Source organism: Ruegeria sp. HKCCD7303 (genome assembly GCF_013111185.1).
In the GTDB taxonomy this organism is placed as follows: Bacteria; Pseudomonadota; Alphaproteobacteria; order Rhodobacterales; family Rhodobacteraceae; genus Ruegeria.
The window spans coordinates 982,955-1,004,261 of sequence record NZ_WVRE01000002.1; the positions used below are offsets into that span (position 1 = coordinate 982,955).

Consider the following 21,307-nt stretch of genomic DNA (forward strand, 5'->3'; position numbering starts at 1 on the left):
CGCTATGCGGACATTGCAGCCAAGCCCTTTTGATCCGCATCAAGGACGTGGAACGGCGACCAGCTCAATATCTCTCCAACCTATCAAAGAGGAGAACCCGGAAATGGTTGAGAAATCTCACACCAGTGGCTTCTGGCCTTCGCTTTATGAACCTCTTCGGCAGGCGGGGACGCATGTATCCGAATGGTTGGCCCCCGCATCAGAGGCCTCAGGATCGGAAGACACTTACCGTATAAGCGTCGAACTGCCAGGGGTGGCTGAAGGAGACATCGACTTGAGTGTTCATGACGGTGTTGTAACGCTGAAGGGCGAAAAGCAGACAGAGCGCGAAGAGAAAGGTGAGACATGGTTCTTCTCTGAGAGGCAGTATGGCTCATTCAGTCGGTCTTTTCGGCTGCCGCCGGACGCGGATGCTGGCAGTGTCGACGCACACTTAAAGGATGGAGTGCTGACCATCACTATTCCTAAGGTCGCACCGAAAAAGTCGGAAGGTACCAAGGTGCAGATCCGCAGATCCTAGGGCGATACAACTTGAACGTTACACTCAATGGGACGACTGCTTCGTGAGCTAGCAGACGCTGGAAGAAAATATGGCCTTGACCACAACGCGGACAATGTTGCCGCTTTCCGTGTCAGCGCCTCTCTCCCAAAGTGCATGGGAGAATTGACAGGCTAGAATTCTATACGACGGCGAAAAGCGTGTGGCCGAAATACAATTCATGATACAGTTGAAGGCCTCCGACTGGCGCCAAACTTCAACGGAGACCCCTATGGAACGCCGAACCATACTTTTTGTTATGAATGTAAAAACCGAGGACCACGAGATCGGCAAGGTTGCGGAAATGGCCGCAAGAGAGGACCATCATTTGCTTTGTCTTATGCTTGATATGGCCCCCGCCTTGCCTGCATATTCCTACTCGGTTCCGCCATATGGCGGGCTGAATATTCCGGACGATTGGAAGGAGACCCTAGCCTCCACGCAAGCTAATCTCAAATTCAGGTGTGATATCATTGAACAGCTGCTCGCACAGAGAAATGCGTCGGGGGAGGTTGAGGCTGTCCTTACTGCAAGCATGGATACCAAACATGTCGTTGCGCGTTTTGCCCGTGTCAGCGATGAGGCGATCTTTTCTCAAAGTCTGCGGGAGACCCGCGATCTGATGACCGAAGCGGCATCCGGCGTTTTGTTCCACTCACCGATCGGATTTCGGATCAATGCCAACCTAGCACGAAATTCCGAATGCATATTTGTCGCCTGGGACAGCAGCGAGGCCGCGTCTGCAGCAGTTCACGCCGCCCTACCGCATCTGCTGGACGCGCGCGAGGTGATTATAGGATGTATCGACCCTGTGACCACGGTTAACCGTGACGGGCAGGATCCCGGAACCGATGTGGCCGCATGGCTCAGCCATCATGGATGCTTGGTAACCTTGTCACAGTATCCCAGCGGTGGACGCTCCGTCGCCGATGTTATTCAGGACCGCGCGGCGGAATCCGGCTCAGATCTGATCGTGATGGGAGCATACGGTCAGGCCCGGATGATCCAGACTGTTTTGGGCGGAACGACCCGGTCGATGGTCGAACAAACCAAGTTACCGGTCTTCCTCGCCCACTGAGAAACCCCCAGCGGGATCCGCTTTTTTGAACGAGCACTCTGCGGACAAACCTGCTGGTTAACGGCCAGACGAATGATCTCGTGGTTGGTTTTGTAGTACTTTAATGGCGATCTTTTATTCATAAGCTGAGGCTACGAAAGCCCCCTGCTCCGCATCAAGCCAAGTGCTTCTGACAAAACCTAGCAAGGATCATCGCTCATTGCGCATGTCCATCAAGTGTCGTGCCGGTGCTTGTGCCGACCCAGTCTGCTATGTCGCTTGCGGATATCACGCCAGTCCGCCGTCCGATTTCTTTGCCACCTTGGAAGGCAATCAGAAGTGGAATGCCGCGGATGCCATACCGGGCTCCCGCCGTCGGAAATGCCTCAGTATCGAGCTTGGCGAGGCGCGCGCTACCTTTGAGCGCCTGAGCGGCCTTGGCGAACTCTGGCGCCATCATGCGGCAAGGCCCACACCATGCGGCCCAAAAGTCCACAATCAATGGAACGTCGTCGATACGTTCCGCCTTCTGTAAAACGTCGAGAGAGACATCGATGGGAGCCCGGGGCACGAGCATGGCACCACATTTTCCACATTTGGGAGAAGCGCGCAGACGGCCTTCCGGAACCTTATTTCCCTGACCACAGGCGAGACAAGCAAGCTTCAAACTCATATGCTAATCCCCCTTATCCTTCTGTTCATCAATAATTAGCCTTTCGCTCAGCTCCATATTTCTTCAGGGAAGATAAGACTTTGGAGTGGGATCCTGCAGTGCCTCAAGGTAATTTGCGATCGCGATCAGCTTAGTGGGCATTAGGATTGGCTCACCATTGCCTCGATCGAATTCACTCATTTCATTGTCCAAAAGGTCGACGATAATCGGCATATCCTCTCGCGGGAGAATGTTGCGGGAATACCCGCTCAGTATCTCCATGATCTCAAGAGCGGGCCACACCCCGTTGCGCCGCGCTGCAATTCTCGTCAAGTCTGGCGGCGGTGTGCTCAAACGCGCAGCCACAGGCCCATCGCCCTTTCCATCAACACCATGACAAGACACGCAGTTTTGCAAGTACAGCGTTTTTCCGGTAGTTGTTTTTTCTATAGTGGTTCCCATCAAAAGAAGAGGAACCATAAGCAGCCAATATTTCATACGAGTGATCTTTCCGAAACGGTGCATCAAAGTTAACGTTTCTTTTCAACCAGTACTTTGATCCCGGTCAATTGACTAATCACGGCTTAGGTGCTGTCAGACATATTCAAACCAGACTCAGCTAGGCCAATATAGCTGCCCTTTAAGTTGCACCAAGTTCGCGCCACTCGGCGAGAGCAGCGTTACGTGCCAGCTTGAAAGTGTCTCGGCTGGCGAGCGATCTTTCTTAGTTGAAGTGGCTTCAGATAGAGGGGTTAACGGATGCGAATTTCTCCAAACTTCGCATGCGCCTGAAGCATTGCATGGCGCGTTCTCGTCGCCGGAGAGGAAGATGCGAATTCTCTACCCGGTTGTTGAGCCTACGGCCCTTTTAGCTGTTTTTCGAGAGCACCCAAATCTCTGAGCGCCGCCTTGTAGGATGCGAAGAGGTTTGTGACTATTTCCTCCGCACAACCGCGTCGCTTCATCAATTTCTTCAGAAAATTTGAAGCTGCAGTTTTGTTTCGGCGTTTGGTGACAACGGCTTCCAACACTTCAAACGTATCGTAAGACCACTGCAGGCAATGATCGCTGCACCGGCTACAAAACTGGCTTGTGATGAGAAACACATGCTTAAACCACCTCCACCGTTTTACATAGCTGAAGTCGTTGAAGCAAAGAACACTTTTCATTTCGAAGTACTGCGTTGCGCCGCCTAAAGGGCGCATTGTGAGTTGTCTGGCCAACCATTTAGGAACCGGTGCTGCCAGGTAAATTCGGACCAATCAAATCGGACCAACCAGCGGAATGTTGGTTGTTCAGCGTTGACGATCTCAGCGACCGGGTCTGCGAAGAAGTCGGTTAAAAAGTTAAGTGTCTTTTTGTTTTCTTCCCACGTATCAAGGAATGCCGATACTCGTATTTCAAGCTGATTGAGTAGCGTTAGTGCATTCGACTACGTATGCGGTTGGCTGGGCGTCGCTTTTCGCTTGGTACCTTTGCAAAGCTCACAAACCCATTCAGCGGTTCCATCAATCGCTCGACTTGAACTCTTTAGGTCGTGGTAGGAAACGATCCGCTGTTCGCGGCAAAAAGGACAAGTTGCAATCGCATGAAAATCGGGAACATGGACGGCTTTCGGCGGGGCGGGATTGCAAACCATAGAGTTCTCCAATTGGGAGGATACCGCGCGTGCTGAACATAGGTTAGCGGCCTATTTTGACACTTTGTCGGGCTATATCATCACCAATTCTAACATAAGTCGCTACGCTGTGCGATTTTCGTTTCGGAAGGCACGCCTTGAGTGCGGTTTAGTAATTTCACAGATTTAGTTAATCGTCTGCCTTGCAGACGATGCGGTCATTGGGCTTCGCAAGTTTGAGCTATTTCGGGCCGTCTAGTGTGCTACAGCGCCAGCATCAGTTCGTGAAAAGTTCCATTACTCCGATATTTTTCGCCCGTGCCGTCAACTTTTTTGAGAACTTCTTACGGCTGACTGTGTCGAGTTCGTTCCAGAACTCTCGGCTGACACGGATGCTTCCAAGCTTACTATGGCCGTCCAGTATGTCTTCGGAATGGATCTGTTCAAGCCGCGCTGCTTTGTTAACCTCTGTCCCAATCATCGTGAACTGATGTCGTGTTGCAGAACCGAAATCTCCACTCACGACCAGCCCGATATGTAGGCCAATTCTGAGGGCCAAAGGCTCGTTTCCTATTCTAATCTCATTAACGTTCTTTACCGATTGCTCAGCGGCACGAACAGCGTCCGAACAGATTGACGAGGCGTCTTCGACTTTGCCCTTCATCACCCAAAACGCCATCAACCCGTCACCGATGAACTTATCTATGTGTCCGCCTCGATCGAGGACGGGGGACGTTTGTGCGTTGAAAAAGCGCTGAACGATGTCGGCGACGCGCTCCGGAGGCGTATTCAATGTGAACTTGCTGAATCCGACCACGTCGGAAAACCAAATTATAGCCCGCTCGATGAGGTATTCGGCTTGTTGTTCGCTCCCGGACTGCATTCGGCGACTTAAGGCGTACTGGTTTGTGTAAGCGTGTAGAATGCGCGTGTCGTCAGCCAAGTGGCGGCTAAGAGACGCAGTCTTCCTAGTCGTGTTTCGAAGTTTGATCGAGATAATTTTTGCGATGTTTCTCCAAATGATACCCGCTTCTGGGTGTGTCTCTATATTGGTCCGATCAATAACTAAAACATCGACAATACTCTCGTTTGCGACAAGGTCGTAGACACGTTGATACCCGTTGCCGGCCAAGTGTTGTTCTCCGATCACTTCGTTTCGCCGCCGAACGAAAAGAGTTTGTCCATTTAATTTAATGGCGACAGATCCATTAACGATAATCCAGAGACACTCTGCCGTATCGCCGGCACTGCAGATAGATTCACCTTCGGTGTACCTGTATCTACGTGGTTCGAGCGGCGTGGTGTCTTCGACATCGTCAATGAGTCCGGATAGCGCAAGTGCTTCCTCGTACTCTGGACCCAGCTTCTCAATTGGTGTGATCGACGCATTTTCCGCCATTCGAGCCTCCGCATCCACATCCACGTCTCCTGCTCGCAGTATCACCATAGCACGAAACCCCAAATCGAAAGTGTTGCTTGGGAAGATTGAAGGAATGCGATCTGCTCTCGGGTGGCTTGCCCGCAGTGTTCTCAAATTCCGCTCTGGGCTCGGAGTGGCCGCTCGCGGCACTAGGCCTGAATGACGGCTCTGCGGACGAAGCAGATGTTGGCGACTGTGCAGTGTTCTCGGACTGTTGGATCGGCTGTTCGCCGAACCGACTGCTCTCTTGCGACACTTCTGTTTTGAGCAAGATCAAAGCTAACGTCGCAGTTTCTAGTAGAATCTCCTTGCATTCTGATCGTGGAAAAGGAGGAGGTTCAGAAGATGCTTGAGGACAAAAAGTCACCGCAACTGTTCACTGGAACAAACCCGCTGACTGACAGTTTTCGGCGGGAGATGGAAACAATGATGTCGCGTTTCTTTGGAGGCGCTTCACCATTCGCGCCACTTGAGACGGCTGCACAACGGACTGGTTTCCCGTCGCTTGATATGACCGGCGCGGTTTCACCTGCCATAGACATCACCGAGGCAGATACGGCTATCGAATTGACAGCCGAGTTGCCTGGACTGTCAGAAGATGACGTCGAACTCGAACTCAAAGATGGAAGACTGACGATCCGCGGTCAGAAAAACGTCACACACGATGACAAGGGCGATCTGCGCATTAGCGAGCGGAGCTACGGCAGCTTTGCGCGAACGATGACGTTGCCTGACACGGTAGACATCGAAAACATCAGCGCAGAGTTTGACAAAGGCGTTTTGCACATCACGATGCCCAAAACCGAGCCAAAAGAACCAAGCCGGAAAATCAAGGTATCTTCGAAATAGCCGCCCAGCCAGTCCCAAGCGGCTTCAAGCGCAAAGCCGGATTTCGTGAACACTCAGAACGAAGCGCGGCTGGGGGCAGCGCCCCTGGTCATGTCGTCTGGTCGTCCATTTTAGCATCTGGCGCGTTTGTCATAACAGACGATATACCTTTGTCCCGAGCAGCTTCGCTGCTGTAGGTTTCGCTTGTACCGATCACTTGTCCGTTCGACGCTTTCAAATTGAACATTGGTTGCCCAGAAGATGCGGTCTTGCGTTCAAATCTGCCGTCCATCGCAGCATTTTTTCGAACTGACTCGATCCCGTTTTCCGCGCTGGCTTTTTGTTTGTAGCCCTCGCTGGCAAGGATAATCTCACCGTTTCCGGCCTTCAGCCGAAACCGGTACTCCCCGGCTTTGTCTTTGTAGAGTTCGAACTTGCCCGCCATAAGAAATTAACTCCCAACCAGTGTGTTCACATGCGAACAATGAGGTTAATTTTGGCGTTTTGGCAAGAAACTCCGGTAATTGCCGCCAAACAACTCTACGCGGCACATCGCACCAAAGCGCTTGGGAGTCGGAGACCCTCAGCGTCATGCTGGGAGCGGCCATTAGGTGGCTAAACGTGAACGACTGCTGTGCCGGACAAAACCGCCATTGCTTAGCGAGTGAATGGTTCCGAACTACGACTGCCTTCGCCTAAGAATATTCGACTGAAATCACCTGTTACGAGCTCTGCTCAATGTGACGGGCGTCATTCCCAGGTATGAAGCAATGTGGAAATGGGCAAACAGCGCTTCATACCCCGGGTGTACCTTTCGAAACCACTCTAAACGTTGCCGCGCGCTCAATGCTGCAAGGCACCACTCGCGTCCGACTTTGCGGGTCAACTCCTCGCGCATTAAGTTGTTACCCCATTCGCGTATGCTTTCGAAATTCACCATTAGGTCCATCAACTGCGCAGCTGGCATTGTCGCAGCAACGGCGTCATCCAAAATCTCAATATCCACCAACGAACATCCAACTGACGTTCTGGCCATGTTGGGCGTTATCACCATTGGAGCGGCGTACAGGTTCAGGGTTACCTCCGTACCCTCGGCATCGGTGACTACGCTTCGCGCACGTCCACTTAGTAGGAAATACTCATTCTCGTCTCGCTCACCTTGGCTCGACATGTAAGTTCCGATTGGCCAGTTACGAACTTCGAATGCATTTACCAGTGTCTCCCGATCTTTGTCCGGGAGTTCCATCATGAATTCTTCGATGGTTTTCAGATGAATTTCCACTCCATGCGCCCCTAACTCACGTTATCAAATGATAATGCTTGAACCGGCCGCGCACTGATAGTCCAGCATCGTCAATGTTGGAGAACATCTATGAATAACTCACTTCCCTACCCACATCATGGTTCACGAATCCTGCTGTTCTGGTGCGCCGCGATGCTCGTCTACTTTCTTATGGTCTTCGGTTCGCTTGTAGACATTGAACAGATCACCGGGGTTAGGGCATTCGACATGCGCCCAAACGGCTATTCCTACGCTGATGCCCTGGCACTCATTTCCGCACTCGGAGAAGAAGGACGACGAGTTTATCTTACCATGCAAATTCCACTGGACACGGTGTACCCGGCTCTATTGGCGATTTCGAGCGCCAGTTCGCTTTATTGGTTGTCGCAATCCTTTGGCTCGACTGCTCGATGGTATCGAGCCGTTGCCGCTGTAGCTTATCTTGCGGCAATCGCGGACTATGCTGAGAATGGGTTGATCGTCTGGATGCTAAATGCCGGTCTTGGCGTTCCCGAAGCACTGGTTACAGCGGCAAGTTTGGCGTCGGTGAGCAAGGCTATCTTTTCGACGATTGTGTTTACCACCTTGCTGATTGCACTAGTCGAGTTCGCTATACGGAGAATACGTCAGCGACCAAAGGTCAATTGAACGTCCGCTTTGGACTCGAAGCGGTTGCTCGTAGAGTTTGGGCGAACGTCTGCTGTGTGGACGGAGCAGACATTCAAAGCAAAGGCCGATGCCGCCAGCGGCCCTTCGGATTTAGAAAGCTTGCAAGGCGGAACGGCAGCGATGCACAGTGGACGCATGTCAACCTTTCAACGGATCATTCTACCTGCAACCACTCTGATGGTTGTTGGTACTGCGGTAGTGTCTTTGGAGATGTCCTGCACTCACCCTGACAGGCCAAATCACACGTATAGCATTGACGGTGATCAGGGTGTCTTTACCTGGGATGACCACGACATCGAACGCACTTGGTTGCTCAAGTGCAATGATCAACGAAACGGCTTTTATGCTTGCCAAAGGTCAGAGAGCTTCGGCGAGCGCGGCGCTAGCGTGATTACTTTCGTGATGCTTCCAGATGGAATCTTAATCCAAAGCGGCTATTGGGCTCTGCTCGATACTAGCCGCGTCAGCGTAACATCAGGCTTCGTTTGTGAGACCGAAGGCAATTGACCGCTTTGCGGACAAAGCTGTCGTTAGCTGCATTGCAGCACGTTTGGTTTGAGTGAACGACTGCTTGAGCGTGCTCAATCTTGGTCTTGGTTAGCGGATCGAGAGTCTCAAGCGGGTCTCAGTTCAGACTTTGAAACTTCCAACCAATGCGACGCTTTAGTTATTTGAAGCCGATAGTAAGCGTCAACTCGTCCTCTTCAGAAGTTTAGGGCGAGCTCAGCCGTTCATTGAGGAACCGCTATGATTAACCAAATCTGAGCTCGAAAAAGGCGGGAAATACTATTTCAAGTAAGCCCTAAACTGAACACAGTTAATTTCAGAGCGCTGCCTTGACGGGCGCAATTCCATTGATGATGGTTATTTTATGAGCGCTTTGAGAACACTTTTGCTTTCAAATCTGTGCACCCTGGTGTCTTCTGGGTTGCTATATGCGGAAAGTGGGATCGTAAAGTCCTTTGCGGGTTGTGCAGGGCGATTCTCGGCTGAAATGGAACACGCGTGGCTTTTGAACGATCCAAAAGCTCAGGACTATGAACTGCGGCGCGGCGGATTTATCTCATTGCTGGAAGCGACTACGACAGCGGACAACGCAGAATTTGTCCTAAGCCACAGGGTGAATTCCAAACACGCGCATGCACGTTTGCTGCAAACCGCGACCTTTGCTTCGGATGAGGTGAAAGCAAGTGCGGCGCGCCGTACCGCCAAGCAGTATTTGGATCAGTGTAATCTGTTGATCCTGGGCGGTGTATAAGAGTCGCTTCGCTGCGTTGCCGCATTTTTAAGCGAGACATGCTGCGCTGCCGCAAAATCAGGCAATACCCTCAATCTGTCCAGTAACTCGGGTCATGAGACTCTGAGTGTTGTGGAGAACTATCCTAGCACTATGGAGTGCCGCAAGACGGCTTGGAACATGTGCGAAGGTGCCCGGCCTAGGAACCTGAAGACGCCCTCGCACACCGCAATTATGCGTAGTGGGTATATGGGACGTTTAAGCGCCCCGAACAACCCTGCTGCGCGTCGCATAAAAGGAAATGCTGATGCACACCAAACTTCTCACCACAACCGCCGCAGTCCTGTTGGCCAGTTCATTGCCTGCACTGGCCGATTGCCCGATCAAGATTGGCGTCCTTCATTCGTTGTCTGGCACCATGGCCATTTCGGAAACGACGCTGAAAGACACAATGGAAATGCTAGTCGAACAGCAAAACGAAGCCGGTGGTCTTTTGGGGTGCGAGCTTGAAGCCGTCGTTGTAGACCCGGCCTCGGACTGGCCACTGTTTGCCGAAAAGGCGCGTGAGTTGCTGACAGTGCATGAAGTTGACGTGATCTTTGGCAACTGGACTTCTGTTTCCCGCAAATCCGTCCTGCCGGTAATCGAAGAATTGAATGGACTGCTGTTCTATCCGGTTCAGTACGAGGGCGAAGAAAGCTCGAAAAACGTATTCTACACAGGTGCCGCGCCGAACCAGCAGGCGATCCCAGCCACGGATTACTTCTTGGATGAGCTGGAAGTTGAAAAATTCGCGCTGCTGGGAACCGACTACGTCTATCCGCGAACCACGAACAACATCCTCGAAAGCTATCTGAAGCAAAAGGGCATCGCGGAAGAGGACATTTTCGTTAACTACACGCCGTTCGGTCATTCGGACTGGTCCAAGATTGTGGCCGACGTGGTCGCGCTTGGCGCAGACGGCAAGAAAGTCGGAGTGATTTCGACCATCAATGGCGATGCGAACGTCGGTTTCTACAAGGAACTTGCTGCCGCCGGTATCTCGGCTGACGACATTCCGGTTGTCGCCTTCTCGGTCGGTGAGGAAGAGTTGGCCGGTCTGGATACCACCAACCTCGTCGGTCACCTGGCGGCCTGGAACTATTTCCAGTCGGCCGAAAGCGATGCGAACGAGGCATGGGTCGAAGCGTGGAAAGCCCGCATGGGTGAAGACCGTGTGACCAACGACCCGATGGAGGCCCACTACATCGGCTTCAATATGTGGGTGAACGCGGCGACTGCTGCCGACACCACCGATGTCGACGCCGTTCGGACCGCCATGTACGGTCAGGAATTCCCGAACCTGACAGGCGGCACCGCTGTGATGTTGCCCAACCACCATCTGGCCAAGCCGGTTCTGATCGGTGAAATCCAGGAAGACGGTCAGTTCGACATCATCAGCCAGACAGAAGAAGTTCCGGGCGACGCCTGGACCGACTATTTGCCTGAATCCGCCATTCTCGTGTCGGATTGGAAACAGCTGGGTTGCGGTATGTACAACACCGAAACTGAGAGCTGCGTACAGATCAAGTCCAACTACTAAGAACCTGAATTCCTCGGGGCGCACGAGTTGTGCCCCGAGGCTCAAAACAAAGGTCTTCCTAAATGACGCTTCCGTTCAGGCGGGCAGTGCTTGCCCTGCTGGTCCTTGTGGCCCCTACCCTTTTGCAAGCGCAATCCGCAGACGCCCCGGTTCAGCAGATATTGCGGTCCCACGCGGAGGTGATCCAGAAATCCTCTCGCAAGACGATTGGCCCCGCGATTGACGCGTTGGCGCAAAGTGGACTGCCGGAAGCGCAGACCGTTCTGGAGCGTTGGCAGGCCAAGGACATGTGGTTCAACAAAGAAACCGGTCTTTTTGTCTTTGCCTCAACGGCTGACGGTGGGTTGCAGATTTTTGATGTATCTGACGGTGTCGAGATCGGAGTTGTCGATAAGAAGGAATACAAACAACTCAAACCCAATTCTGGTATTCGCGGGTTGATCGCGTCTGCCCTGGTACAGTTTCAGCTGAACGACCCCAATCCCAGGACACGCGACGCTGCTTTGACAGCGATTGAGCGAGACGCCGAGGCGTCGCACCTGTCTGCCCTGCGGGGTTCCATCGAAGCTGAACAAGACGCCGACCTCAAGGCGCGCAAAGACCGGTTGGAACGCTTGCTCACCATTCGCTTTGATGAGGATGAGGCTGCGAGGCTTGCTGCAATCGACAGCTTTGCCGGCGATCTGGGTGTAGATGTCAGGGCAACGCTCAATCCTTTGGTTTCATCCGAAATCAAGGTCGCAGATCAAATCCCGGACGGTGCGGTTGGCATTGAGGTCGGATCAGACGAGTTGACGCAGGACCAGGCCTATAAACTTCTTGTCGCAAATGGGTTGGCCCCGGAACCGGTGGATGCCGCAGCGGTAAAGCAAACCCTGATCGCCAACATAAACGGCGATACCGTTGCGGGTGTACAAGTGGCGAGCCTTGACGAGGACGCCGCCCGAGAGGCCGCGTATCAGGTGTTGGCCCAGCAAGGTCTTGCGACCCCGCTGGTGACACAGGAAGATATTGCCGAAACTGTTCAAAAGCATAAGTTTTTCAAGGTTTACGTCTCAGCCCCCCTGCCCATCGCTCTTGCTGCGCAGGCGGCTTTGGACAACATCGAAACGCAGGTTGCTTTGAACCAGACAGCGGATCTGGTGTTGGACGCGCTGTCTCTGGCCTCGATCTATTTCCTTGCGGCGATCGGTCTTGCGATCACCTTCGGGGTCATGGGCGTGATCAATATGGCGCATGGTGAGTTTATCATGATGGGCGCCTATACCGGCTATGTGGTGCAGTTGTTCATTCCTGACCTGACGCTTTCGATACTTGTGGCCATTCCCTGCGCGTTTCTCGTGACCTTCGGGGCCGGAGTTCTGCTGGAGCGGCTGGTCATTCGGTGGCTGTATCACCGCCCGCTAGAGACGTTGCTGGCAACCTTCGGCGTTTCCATTGCCTTGCAGCAACTGGCCAAGAATATATTCGGCACGCAGGCGCGTCCTCTGACGGCTCCGGCATGGTTGGATGGGTCGATGGTTCTGAACGACATCGTGTCGATCAGCTACATCCGCATCGCGATCTTCGTTCTGGCGCTGCTGTTTCTGTCGCTATTCCTTATCGTCATGAACCGAACTCGGCTGGGGCTTGAGGTGAGGGCCGTAACCCAGAACAACCGCATGGCATCCTCGATGGGGATCAACCCGGACCGGATCAACATGTTGACGTTCGGTCTGGGCTCGGGCATTGCTGGCATCGCCGGCGTGGCCATCGGGCTGTACGCCAAAGTCACGTCCGAGATGGGCTCTGACTACATCGTGCAAAGCTTTATGACGGTGGTCGTCGGCGGCGTTGGCAACATCTGGGGCACGCTGCTGGGCGCGACGATGGTTGGAACGCTGCAAAAGGGGATCGAGTGGTTCAACCCGTCCAATACGCTGGCGGCGCAGACCTACATGATCCTTTTCATCATCCTGTTCATTCAATTCCGACCGCGCGGGATCATCGCGCTCAAAGGTCGGGCGGCGGAAGCGTGATATGGTTGACATGACTTCTACAGTCGAACCGATACGCAAGCCACTGGTGCTGCGCTATCCCTCTGTCGCGATCTTTCTGATCTTCCTGTCCCTGTTTACTGCCATCATCACCGTTTTGGGCGAAGGGTTTGGCATCGGGCTGATTTCCACCAGCTTTATCAAAACTTTGGGCAAAACGCTGTGCCTGTGTCTTGCTGCACTGGCGATGGATCTGGTGTGGGGATACACAGGTATCCTGTCGCTGGGGCACATGGCGTTCTTTGGCATTGGCGGCTATGCCATCGGTATGTGGCTGATGTACGCCCGTACCGAGATTATCGTGGTCGACAGCCTCGCGGCCTCTGCCTTGCCGCCGACGGCCCAGGAAATCTCGGATGGCATTGCCACCCAGATTTTCGGCGTTGTCGGCGCATCCGAGTTCCCCCCGATCTGGGCTTTTGCACATTCCCTGCCGCTGCAACTGGCTGCCGTCGTGTTGGTGCCCGGTCTTCTGGCACTTATCTTTGGGTGGCTGGCGTTTCGCAGCCGGGTGACCGGGGTTTACCTGTCGATCCTGACGCAGGCGATGACACTGGCGCTGTCCCTGTACCTGTTCCAGAACGACAGCGGGTTGCGCGGGAACAACGGTTTGTCGGGGCTGCAGAACCTGCCAGGGCTGGACTCGGTGCCGCAATCAACGGTTTCGATCCTGTTCTTCTGGGCGTCCGCCTTGGCGCTAGGCCTTGGCTACCTTGTCTGCGCATGGGTGGTGTCTGGCAAATTCGGATCGGTTATTCGCGCCATCCGCGACGACCAAAGCCGCGTCCGGTTCCTTGGATACTCGGTCGAGGCCTACAAGCTTTTCATCTTTACCTTCACCGCCGTGATCTGTGGTATCGCGGGAGCTTTGTACTATCCACAGGCGGGCATCATTAACCCGGCCGAAATTGCGCCCATTGCGTCAATCTATCTGGCCGTTTGGGTGGCGATCGGCGGGCGCGGACGGCTGTACGGGGCGGTGATCGGTGCGGCCTTTGTCTCGTTGCTGTCGACATGGTTCACAGGCGGGCAGGCCCCCGACATCTCGCTGGGGTTCTACACGATCCAATGGGTCGATTGGTGGACCATCCTGCTTGGGTTCTCGTTTGTTGCGGTCACGCTTTTCGCGCCCCGCGGCATAGGGGGACTGATCGACAAGCTTACGGAACGCCGCGCACCGGACCGACATGGGGCCGACCTGGGACCGGACCTTGGATCGTTGCGCGAAAAGGAGGCGAATGAATGAGCACACTTCTCGAAGTTTCTGGCGTTTCAGTATCCTTTGACGGCTTCAAGGCGATCAACAACCTCACGTTCCAAATCGGCCCCGCCGAAATGCGCGCTGTCATCGGCCCGAACGGGGCGGGAAAGACGACGTTCATGGACATCATCACGGGCAAAACCAAGCCGGACGATGGTCATGTTCTGTGGGGCGAAAAATCTGTCTCATTACTGTCGATGAGCGAAAGTCAGATCGCGCAGGCCGGAGTGGGGCGAAAGTTCCAGAGACCAACTGTGTTCGAAGACCAAAGTGTCCGCGAAAACCTGATTCTTGCCCTGAAAAACAAACGCGGGCCGTTGGCCGTGCTGCGGTTCCGGGCGCGTCAGCAAGATCATGAGAAAGTCGCATCGCTGGCCGACGAAATCGGTCTGCAGAGCGCCTTGGACCGCAAAGCCGGTGAACTTAGCCACGGGCAAAAGCAATGGCTCGAGATCGGGATGCTGCTGGCCCAGGATCCGCAATTGCTGCTGGTGGATGAGCCTGCGGCAGGGATGACCCCGGCAGAGCGCGAACATACGACCGACATCCTTGTTGAAGCGGCCAAAACCCGAGCAGTGGTCGTCGTAGAACACGATATGGAGTTCGTCAGCCGCCTCAACTGCAAAGTAACCGTTCTGCATGAGGGGTCGGTTCTGGCCGAAGGATCGTTGGACCATGTCACCCAGAACGAAAGAGTAATCGAGGTTTATCTTGGCCGCTGACTTTCTGAACATCTCCGATCTGACCCTTCACTATGGAGGCAGCCAGATCTTGAACGGTGTCGACATCACCGCGCGTCAAGGTCAAGTGACCTGTGTCATGGGCACCAATGGCGTTGGAAAAACAAGCCTGTTGAAAGCTATATCCGGCGCGCATCCCCGCAGCGGTGGCGACTATGTCCTGAACGGCGAAATAATCGGCAATGTCACTTCCTTTGAACTCGCCAGAAAAGGAGTGGCTTACGTTCCGCAAGGGCGCGAGATTTTTCCGTTTTTAACGGTTCGCGAAAACCTCGAAACAGGCTTCGCCTGCCTGCCCCGCAGCGATCACGCGATCCCCGGCTATATTTTCGAGCTTTTTCCGATCTTAGAAGAGTTCCTTTCTCGGCGCGGGGGCGACTTATCTGGAGGTCAGCAGCAACAGCTTGCAATTGCGCGTGCGTTGATCACGAAGCCAAAGATACTGCTTTTGGACGAGCCGACCGAAGGTATTCAACCGAACATTATCAAACAGATCGGGGAAGTCGTCGGCCTGCTACGCGATCAAGGCGAAATGGCCATAATTTTGGTCGAGCAGTTTTTTGAGTTTGCTTATTCGTTAGGCGATGAATTCTTGGTTCTCGAGCGAGGCACCCCTCTTCTATGCGGATCCAAATGCCAAATTGGCAAAGAACAACTATTGTCCGCGGTATCTGTTTAACGGCATTTTAGTGGTTCCCTTCTACTCTGTCATGCTTGACGCACCGCATTCAACACTTCCGGCTTATGCACATACCGTCTCTTAACTCACTTCAGGGAACAAGTAGGATTTCGAGATCATCGGCCGCAATCATCTCATCTACGGCTGCATTAATAAGCTCGTCGTCCTCGACCTCGACAGCCTCAGTTTCTTGCGCGCCGATGGGAAAAGCAATCGAAAATGCCGTGAACCAAAGGAATGACCAAATCGTCAACGTTCTCAGCTCCTGTTTCATTTGGCTCTCCCCTACTTCCTTAACGGTCGAAGAAAGCACGTACTGACGCAATAAATCCAGAATTATGCTGATGTTTGAATGTTTCCTTGTGACGTCGAACAAGAATCTCTGGGAATCCCGAAATAAGCGACATTGCTCAAGGCGAGTCACATATCTCTTCTGACTATAAAATCGCTTCTTTCATAGTTTCCCTGTAACGACCCGCTCAATATATCAGCAGCCTCCTGGCGACGCCACTCACTTACATCTCCAGGAGGCGACCAGAAAAGTCTGGCGAATGCGTAAGTAACACAGGTAATTCAGTTTTACCACGCGTGCGGATACTTGATTCCAAAATGCAACAAATCAACTATTTTTACGCGCGCAAAGAAGAATAGTCTCGTTGGATTGAAGTTAACTTGCGTATTAAAACCCAACGGCGAGACACCAAAACGCAGCGAAATATCTGCTTGGGTGTTTGGTCACTAGTTTGAGCGCCGGTATCACGAGCTAGCGTTCACACCACACCGTTTGAATAAGTGTGCTTCTAGGCACGATCCAGATAGTCTGGGCAGTCCTGTATCCAAACTGTTGCCCGCGTCGTCAGTCATCCCAGACAAAGATCGCGCGGCCATCAACAACTAGAAAGTGTTTCGACGCGTTTTTACCGATTGACAATTTTGGGCTCTAGGCGGTCATCTGAGTGATTTTGTCAGATGACGGCTTAAGAACGATAGCGATCATTGTTCGTGGTCATTCCGAGAATTTTCGCCTGAAGGTCTGCATTTTACGACAGCGGCCGTTCGCGGCATTTTGAACGAACTGCCGATTTATATCTACAATTGATGGGTATGATGAACGTTAAAATGGGGAAGACCCACGTAGCTTCATTCGTCGACATTTGAGCGCGAGCCGCGTCCAGGACTGGACCCTTCACTACCATTGCCGTGTCCATTATTAGCCGTGCTTCCACGACCGCGGTTTTCACTCTCTGCACTGTCCGCTCCGTCGGAGCTGTCCCCACCACCAGAACTGTCACTGCCACCGGAGTTGCTCCCGCCACCAGAACTGCCACTGCCGTCGGAACTGTCCCCGCTGCCAGAGCTTTCGCTGCCGGAGCTGTCACGGCCACCGGACTGAACACCATCACTGAAATCAGCAAATTGGGAAGAATCCTGCTCACGGTCAGAATCGATTGCTCCGAGAGGTGGATCGGAAAAATTGCCGTCTTCAAACGGCATCCTAACTTCCCGTCGGCCGTTCTCAAAATAGAATGCAACTTCCAAGTCTGGGCAAGCATCGCCAAGTTGAAGAAGTGTTTCTCCGCCGCCGTCGTGAAGTTTTACTTGCCGCGCGACCACATGCGAAATCGCGTCGAACTGACATTCCTTGTCTGGATTTGCCAATGTGTCGTCAATCTGTGAGTCTCGCGTAATCGTTGTTTCAGAAGGCGTCGCACATGCAGAAAGCAAGCCTGTAGAAGCGACAAGAGATAGGGTCAAAGCCCGAAAACGAAAAACCATTTACCATACTCCAAAATGTCCCCCCACCTTGGCACTAACAAAGCCGAAATATCCGCCAAAACACAAAGCGGCACCGACTTTTCAAAGGGTCGCTTTGCCATTGAGAAATTTCAATAAAATTTTGAATTTGTTCGGTCAAAAGTGACAATTTTCAATTTTGAGGTCTTTTGCGTAAAGAAATTCTACTGTCTGTCTTCGAAGGAGTAACAAAGAAGGCGTTGTACTTAGATTGCGCGCGGCCTGGAAATTGCCTGCAATCTCCTAAGTTTTAGTTCAAAAATTCCGAGCGAGGTCGTTTAGAGTGAAGTTTGATTTCCTAGACGCATCATCCCGAAAGGGTTGCCAACGTAGCTTTTGACAAATGAAAAACAAAAAAAGCGGTGCACAACTGTAATTGGGGCAGTCTACTGGAAACGACCAGTGACTGCTGGGCAGGCAAAGCTTCCGTTTGTTGCGGCGGGGAGCTCCAGAATCAATTGAATGATTGATCAGCTGACCAAGTTGATGAATAGAGCTACCTTTCGCTGCTGGGCCTAACGGCACGGACCCTCATTTTCTAGCCGAGGGCAAAAGCCTTCTTCTACAATAGGATCGATACATAACTTGCGGCGGACGCTCTATTTAGAAAAAAGGCCAAAAGAAGAAAATATAGCAATACGGGAAAAGCAATTATAGCCTTCCTTATCATAGATTTTAGGTCGCTATTCTTGTTTGGGCTAAAATTTTCGACCTTGGCGTCACTTAAAGGTGGAAATAGATCCCTTTTGCTTTGCTTAATCATAGTCAACTCGTGAAAAACTGACTAATCTGTTTCAAACCTCACATTAACCGAAGATTAACGCTCAAATTATTTCAGTTTTGGCGTTTTTTTTGACCGCTTTTGGAGACAAAAGCTCCAAGCTAATTACTATTGTCAACAGTATTAATACTTCCCCAGTGATTCTTTTGGGAGTAACGGCTAAGCTGTTAATGTTAAATTAAAAATATCCACTCCGAAATGTCGGATAGTTGCCACATTCTGGCCCCGTTTTGGCAACACTCTTAAGTGTGGCATTTGCACGTCACCGCTAATCTGTATTTCGCTAAGTAAAAAGGATTTCTTACGTGTTGAACTTCCTTAAAGTGAGCGTCTCCGCACTCGTACTGTCTGCATTTGTAGTTGCACCGATCGTGACGGTTTCTGCCGCTGATTACGCATACGCCAAAAATGGTAACGGCAAGGGTGGAGGTAACGGCGGTGGAAAAGGGGATAACGGAGGTGAAAAGGGCGGCAACAGCGGTGAAAAAGGTGCCAAAAGGGGATGGGGTTCTGACAAATCGCTGAACGGGACAAACTCGAAGTCTGCCAGCAAAAGTCGTAAGTCAAAGAGCGGCAGTCGTTTAGGTCGAGCTATGAAGAAAGACTTTCAGGCTTTAGGCCGCAACCTAAAGCAAAACGGTATCAAAGGTCTATTCCAAGGGAACAAGGCGCGGACGACCACAACACAAGCAAAAAAAACGAGTGTTAAGCAGTCCCTCAGCCCACCAAGCAGAAAAACAAAACTCCTTGATGATGGCACGCTTGACCCTCGCAACCTTGGCAAACTGAATGGTGCGATTAACTCCAGTATAAATGCAAAACTCGCGCATATCGCGAACGGACAGTATGCGAAAGGTACAGGGCCGGTAAGCCTGGCTGCAGGTCTTGCAGTAGCCGACGCGAACTTCAATCATGTCATGGGTGAAGACTACGACTTGAGCCCAGAAGAAGTGAAGGAAATTGCTGCGGCGTATGACTATTTGGACACGGCTCCAATGACGCTGGAGGAAGCTGAACAGGTTCTTGCCGATGAGGCGGCCACCCCCGGTACGATTGCGCCTGAAGATCTTGAGACCGCACAAGCGGTGAAAGATGCGCACGACGTAACAACAGATGAGGACGGAAATAAGATAGGGCAGCCGACCGACGATCAGTTGGCGGCTGCGGAGGCGGTGCATGACGCGGAAGCCAGCCTGTTGGGGCACTACAAAGGCGACTTTTCTGACGACACAATCATCGCGGAGGAACAGCAAGACCGCGTCCTTGGCGCCGTCCGCGCCTCCAATCCCGATGAAGAATCGGTAAAAGCCACACTAGGCACTTCGGACGACGGAAGCATTTATGCCGACGGCCAGGAGGACGATGATGCTGATGGAGAAGCGGAGGGAGCAGATCAAACCCCAGATGAAGAGCCGGAAGACGAATTTGCAAGCAACGGATAAATGTAATGTAAGAGGCCTCAGAGCGAGGATTTAGATGCCTTTTTTGATATTGTCAGCCTCCAGTTGGATTGAACCCGATTTATGCATTAGGTGGCAATATCGCTACTAAGAGGACAACCTAAAACACAACTTCTGCGAAACAACCATGTCCGCTTCCGGCTCGAAGCGGACAGTCGGCAAATTTGGTGGAGCGTCTGCTTCGCGGGACAAAACCGCCATCCGAGAAGATCGAACGCTCAACCCTTTGCGCAGTCCCCGGAATACACCACCTTGTCAAACTCATTTGATCCCCATTCAAGAACGGAATTTCGTTTTGATAGCTTTTATCGAGTTTGTGCCGTTTAATGTCAGTTAGTAATATCCACAATTTCAAAGCTATCAATCTTTATTGGACTTTCGGGTGCATCACCCCACCCATAGACTTCGAAATTTACCTTTGCGGATGGGTCGATCAACACCTGCTTTCCCAGTGAACTCCATTGCACTCCATCTGGACTCGAAGCCCCCTCAAATTCTACATCGGTTTTGGTGAACTTCAAATACAGTGGCTCACCCAGAAGGCCATCATCTCGAATTGAAATTTCTTTGGCGTCCTCGTTGTCTAAAGTCTTGTTCGTAAACTGATAAAGGCTCTTATAATAGTCCACATATACACCCACCCGCACGTTGTTTGACGCGTCGCCAATGCGAATTTGCACACCTTGTTGTCTTTCAGATGGGGTGCCGGCTAGCCTGATCGTTACGACATAATTCTCCGGAAGAAGGCCATTGTACTCAATGACGTTTTTCTTGTCTTTATGCGCAACAAGAAGAAGAAACTCGTCCTGTGTAAGTGCCATTCTTTGCCGGTCAGGGTTCAAAACTCTGAACGCAGGGCTAAGCGTCTGCCCTTGGAAGTCATCAAAGAATTCGCGCTTTTCTTGTGCCATGCCCACCGGCGAAGACAAACAGATAAGTAGACTTAGCGTGGCAGTGGAAATAAACTGCGTTGTGGTCGTCATGGGTCACCTCCTATCGGCTGAATGCCGACTACGCTAGCTTCCGGTAGCCACTTCACACTCTTACCGAATTCAGCTGCGCAAATTGCGGATTCGTCACGTCTGACCTGCACTTTGCCGTCGGTGTGGTTCCGCACCGAAACCGGTAACCAAGCATCCCGTTCGGGCAGTTTAGCATAGAGGCTCGCACCAATGAAGATTTTTGGCTCTATCGTCACGTAGATCTGAGAAAGCGGGAGTGTTTTAAGATCATCAAAATCAAAAAGTACAAGTCCGCTGCCGCTGTCTCGTTCAATGAGTTCGCCTGGAAACAGACATCCTGACTCGTTCCACTCCGCAAGGATGAAACTGTTTTTAAGAACCGATGGCGTTAGGTCCTCTGGAACGGACGAACCTGGCGGTGTGTTGCGGGTCAAATCGGTGCCTACCGTTTCCGCGGAGAACGGGAGATGCAACAGAATCGCTGCTGTCAGTATCGCCGGTCCAAATAGCTTTAGTTTTCGGCGTTGGTCATTTTCAAATTGTGGGATCTTTACAATGCCGAAGTCACGGCCATGAAACCAAGGCGCCAGCGTAAGGATCAAGCCGAATACGAGCAACACATAGCCAAAGCCGTCCGGCAGATTTGCCCTCTCCAAAATACTCATCTGTCTGGCTCTTTACTATGGATTCTTTGCGAAAGTATATTTGAAG

21 protein-coding genes and 1 pseudogene are annotated in these 21,307 nt (G+C 52.2%); 12 read left to right on the top strand and 10 right to left on the bottom strand.

Annotated features, from left to right (window positions below):
* The first annotated feature begins 103 nt into the window (after positions 1-103).
* Together GS630_RS09475 and GS630_RS09480 are read left to right on the top strand one after the other, a co-directional pair.
* Entirely contained in the window at positions 104-520 is a 417-nt protein-coding gene (locus tag GS630_RS09475; RefSeq protein ID WP_171237016.1) for an Hsp20/alpha crystallin family protein, read from the top strand.
* Between the two features lie 250 nt (positions 521-770).
* A complete protein-coding gene (locus GS630_RS09480; protein ID WP_171237015.1) occupies positions 771-1,616 on the top strand; it encodes a universal stress protein in 846 nt (281 codons plus the stop codon).
* Between the two features lie 196 nt (positions 1,617-1,812).
* Here the strand turns inward: GS630_RS09480 and GS630_RS09485 are convergent, their stop codons facing one another.
* The 4 genes and pseudogenes from GS630_RS09485 to GS630_RS09500 all read right to left on the bottom strand — a co-directional run bounded on the left by GS630_RS09485 (position 1,813) and on the right by GS630_RS09500 (position 5,264).
* Positions 1,813-2,268 (bottom strand): co-chaperone YbbN, encoded by a 456-nt coding sequence (locus GS630_RS09485; protein WP_171619415.1) that lies wholly within the window; start codon positions 2,266-2,268, stop codon positions 1,813-1,815.
* 63 nt (positions 2,269-2,331) lie between these two features.
* Positions 2,332-2,745 carry a cytochrome c gene (locus GS630_RS09490; RefSeq protein ID WP_171619417.1) on the bottom strand — a complete coding sequence of 138 codons (414 nt, stop codon included), beginning with the start codon at positions 2,743-2,745 and terminating at the stop codon, positions 2,332-2,334.
* 142 nt (positions 2,746-2,887) lie between these two features.
* Positions 2,888-3,281 (bottom strand): annotated as a pseudogene (locus tag GS630_RS09495) (DDE-type integrase/transposase/recombinase); the annotation flags it as partial.
* A gap of 861 nt (positions 3,282-4,142) precedes the next feature.
* Positions 4,143-5,264, bottom strand: coding sequence for an adenylate/guanylate cyclase domain-containing protein (locus GS630_RS09500; RefSeq protein WP_171711988.1), 1,122 nt, complete (start codon positions 5,262-5,264; stop codon positions 4,143-4,145).
* Between the two features lie 366 nt (positions 5,265-5,630).
* On the opposite strand from GS630_RS09500, the gene GS630_RS09505 reads away from it, so the two are divergent.
* Entirely contained in the window at positions 5,631-6,134 is a 504-nt protein-coding gene (locus tag GS630_RS09505; protein WP_171237004.1) for an Hsp20/alpha crystallin family protein, read from the top strand.
* A gap of 88 nt (positions 6,135-6,222) precedes the next feature.
* Here the strand turns inward: GS630_RS09505 and GS630_RS09510 are convergent, their stop codons facing one another.
* Together GS630_RS09510 and GS630_RS09515 are read right to left on the bottom strand one after the other, a co-directional pair.
* On the bottom strand, positions 6,223-6,558 hold the full coding sequence (locus GS630_RS09510) for a YegP family protein (RefSeq protein ID WP_171237003.1): 336 nt from the start codon (positions 6,556-6,558) through the stop codon (positions 6,223-6,225).
* A 270-nt stretch (positions 6,559-6,828) separates the two neighbouring features.
* The gene (locus GS630_RS09515; RefSeq protein ID WP_171619421.1) at positions 6,829-7,395 is read right to left on the bottom strand and encodes a Crp/Fnr family transcriptional regulator; all 567 of its coding nucleotides are present in this window, start codon (positions 7,393-7,395) and stop codon (positions 6,829-6,831) included.
* A gap of 90 nt (positions 7,396-7,485) precedes the next feature.
* Between GS630_RS09515 and GS630_RS09520 the strand changes: the two genes are divergently transcribed.
* The 8 genes from GS630_RS09520 to urtE all read left to right on the top strand — a co-directional run bounded on the left by GS630_RS09520 (position 7,486) and on the right by urtE (position 15,599).
* Positions 7,486-8,043: a hypothetical protein gene (locus GS630_RS09520; protein ID WP_171619423.1), complete on the top strand. Its 558-nt coding sequence runs from the start codon at positions 7,486-7,488 to the stop codon at positions 8,041-8,043.
* A gap of 54 nt (positions 8,044-8,097) precedes the next feature.
* Complete coding sequence (locus GS630_RS09525; RefSeq protein WP_171619425.1) at positions 8,098-8,571, top strand: hypothetical protein; 474 nt, start codon at positions 8,098-8,100, stop codon at positions 8,569-8,571.
* A gap of 364 nt (positions 8,572-8,935) precedes the next feature.
* Positions 8,936-9,322 carry a hypothetical protein gene (locus tag GS630_RS09530; protein ID WP_171236977.1) on the top strand — a complete coding sequence of 129 codons (387 nt, stop codon included), beginning with the start codon at positions 8,936-8,938 and terminating at the stop codon, positions 9,320-9,322.
* A 286-nt stretch (positions 9,323-9,608) separates the two neighbouring features.
* Positions 9,609-10,883 (top strand): urea ABC transporter substrate-binding protein, encoded by a 1,275-nt coding sequence (gene urtA, locus GS630_RS09535; protein WP_171175039.1) that lies wholly within the window; start codon positions 9,609-9,611, stop codon positions 10,881-10,883.
* 62 nt (positions 10,884-10,945) lie between these two features.
* Positions 10,946-12,901, top strand: a complete 1,956-nt coding sequence (gene urtB / locus GS630_RS09540) for an urea ABC transporter permease subunit UrtB (protein WP_171239127.1) — start codon at positions 10,946-10,948, stop codon at positions 12,899-12,901.
* 10 nt (positions 12,902-12,911) lie between these two features.
* Positions 12,912-14,165 (top strand): urea ABC transporter permease subunit UrtC, encoded by a 1,254-nt coding sequence (urtC, locus tag GS630_RS09545; RefSeq protein WP_371732350.1) that lies wholly within the window; start codon positions 12,912-12,914, stop codon positions 14,163-14,165.
* Complete coding sequence (gene urtD, locus GS630_RS09550; RefSeq protein WP_171175043.1) at positions 14,162-14,902, top strand: urea ABC transporter ATP-binding protein UrtD; 741 nt, start codon at positions 14,162-14,164, stop codon at positions 14,900-14,902. Before urtC ends, urtD begins: the two co-directional genes overlap by 4 nt.
* Positions 14,892-15,599, top strand: coding sequence for an urea ABC transporter ATP-binding subunit UrtE (urtE, locus tag GS630_RS09555; protein ID WP_171175045.1), 708 nt, complete (start codon positions 14,892-14,894; stop codon positions 15,597-15,599). Before urtD ends, urtE begins: the two co-directional genes overlap by 11 nt.
* A gap of 91 nt (positions 15,600-15,690) precedes the next feature.
* On the opposite strand, the gene GS630_RS09560 is transcribed toward urtE, so the two are convergent.
* Together GS630_RS09560 and GS630_RS09565 are read right to left on the bottom strand one after the other, a co-directional pair.
* Positions 15,691-15,873: a hypothetical protein gene (locus tag GS630_RS09560; protein ID WP_171619427.1), complete on the bottom strand. Its 183-nt coding sequence runs from the start codon at positions 15,871-15,873 to the stop codon at positions 15,691-15,693.
* Between the two features lie 866 nt (positions 15,874-16,739).
* Entirely contained in the window at positions 16,740-17,375 is a 636-nt protein-coding gene (locus GS630_RS09565; protein ID WP_171236973.1) for a hypothetical protein, read from the bottom strand.
* 1,104 nt (positions 17,376-18,479) lie between these two features.
* On the opposite strand from GS630_RS09565, the gene GS630_RS09570 reads away from it, so the two are divergent.
* Positions 18,480-19,616, top strand: coding sequence for a hypothetical protein (locus tag GS630_RS09570; RefSeq protein ID WP_171619429.1), 1,137 nt, complete (start codon positions 18,480-18,482; stop codon positions 19,614-19,616).
* Between the two features lie 347 nt (positions 19,617-19,963).
* Here the strand turns inward: GS630_RS09570 and GS630_RS09575 are convergent, their stop codons facing one another.
* Together GS630_RS09575 and GS630_RS09580 are read right to left on the bottom strand one after the other, a co-directional pair.
* Positions 19,964-20,617 carry a hypothetical protein gene (locus tag GS630_RS09575; protein ID WP_171619431.1) on the bottom strand — a complete coding sequence of 218 codons (654 nt, stop codon included), beginning with the start codon at positions 20,615-20,617 and terminating at the stop codon, positions 19,964-19,966.
* Positions 20,614-21,261, bottom strand: a complete 648-nt coding sequence (locus GS630_RS09580; RefSeq protein ID WP_171619433.1) for a hypothetical protein — start codon at positions 21,259-21,261, stop codon at positions 20,614-20,616. The genes GS630_RS09575 and GS630_RS09580 overlap by 4 nt, the downstream gene beginning before the upstream one ends.
* Positions 21,262-21,307 lie beyond the last annotated feature (46 nt).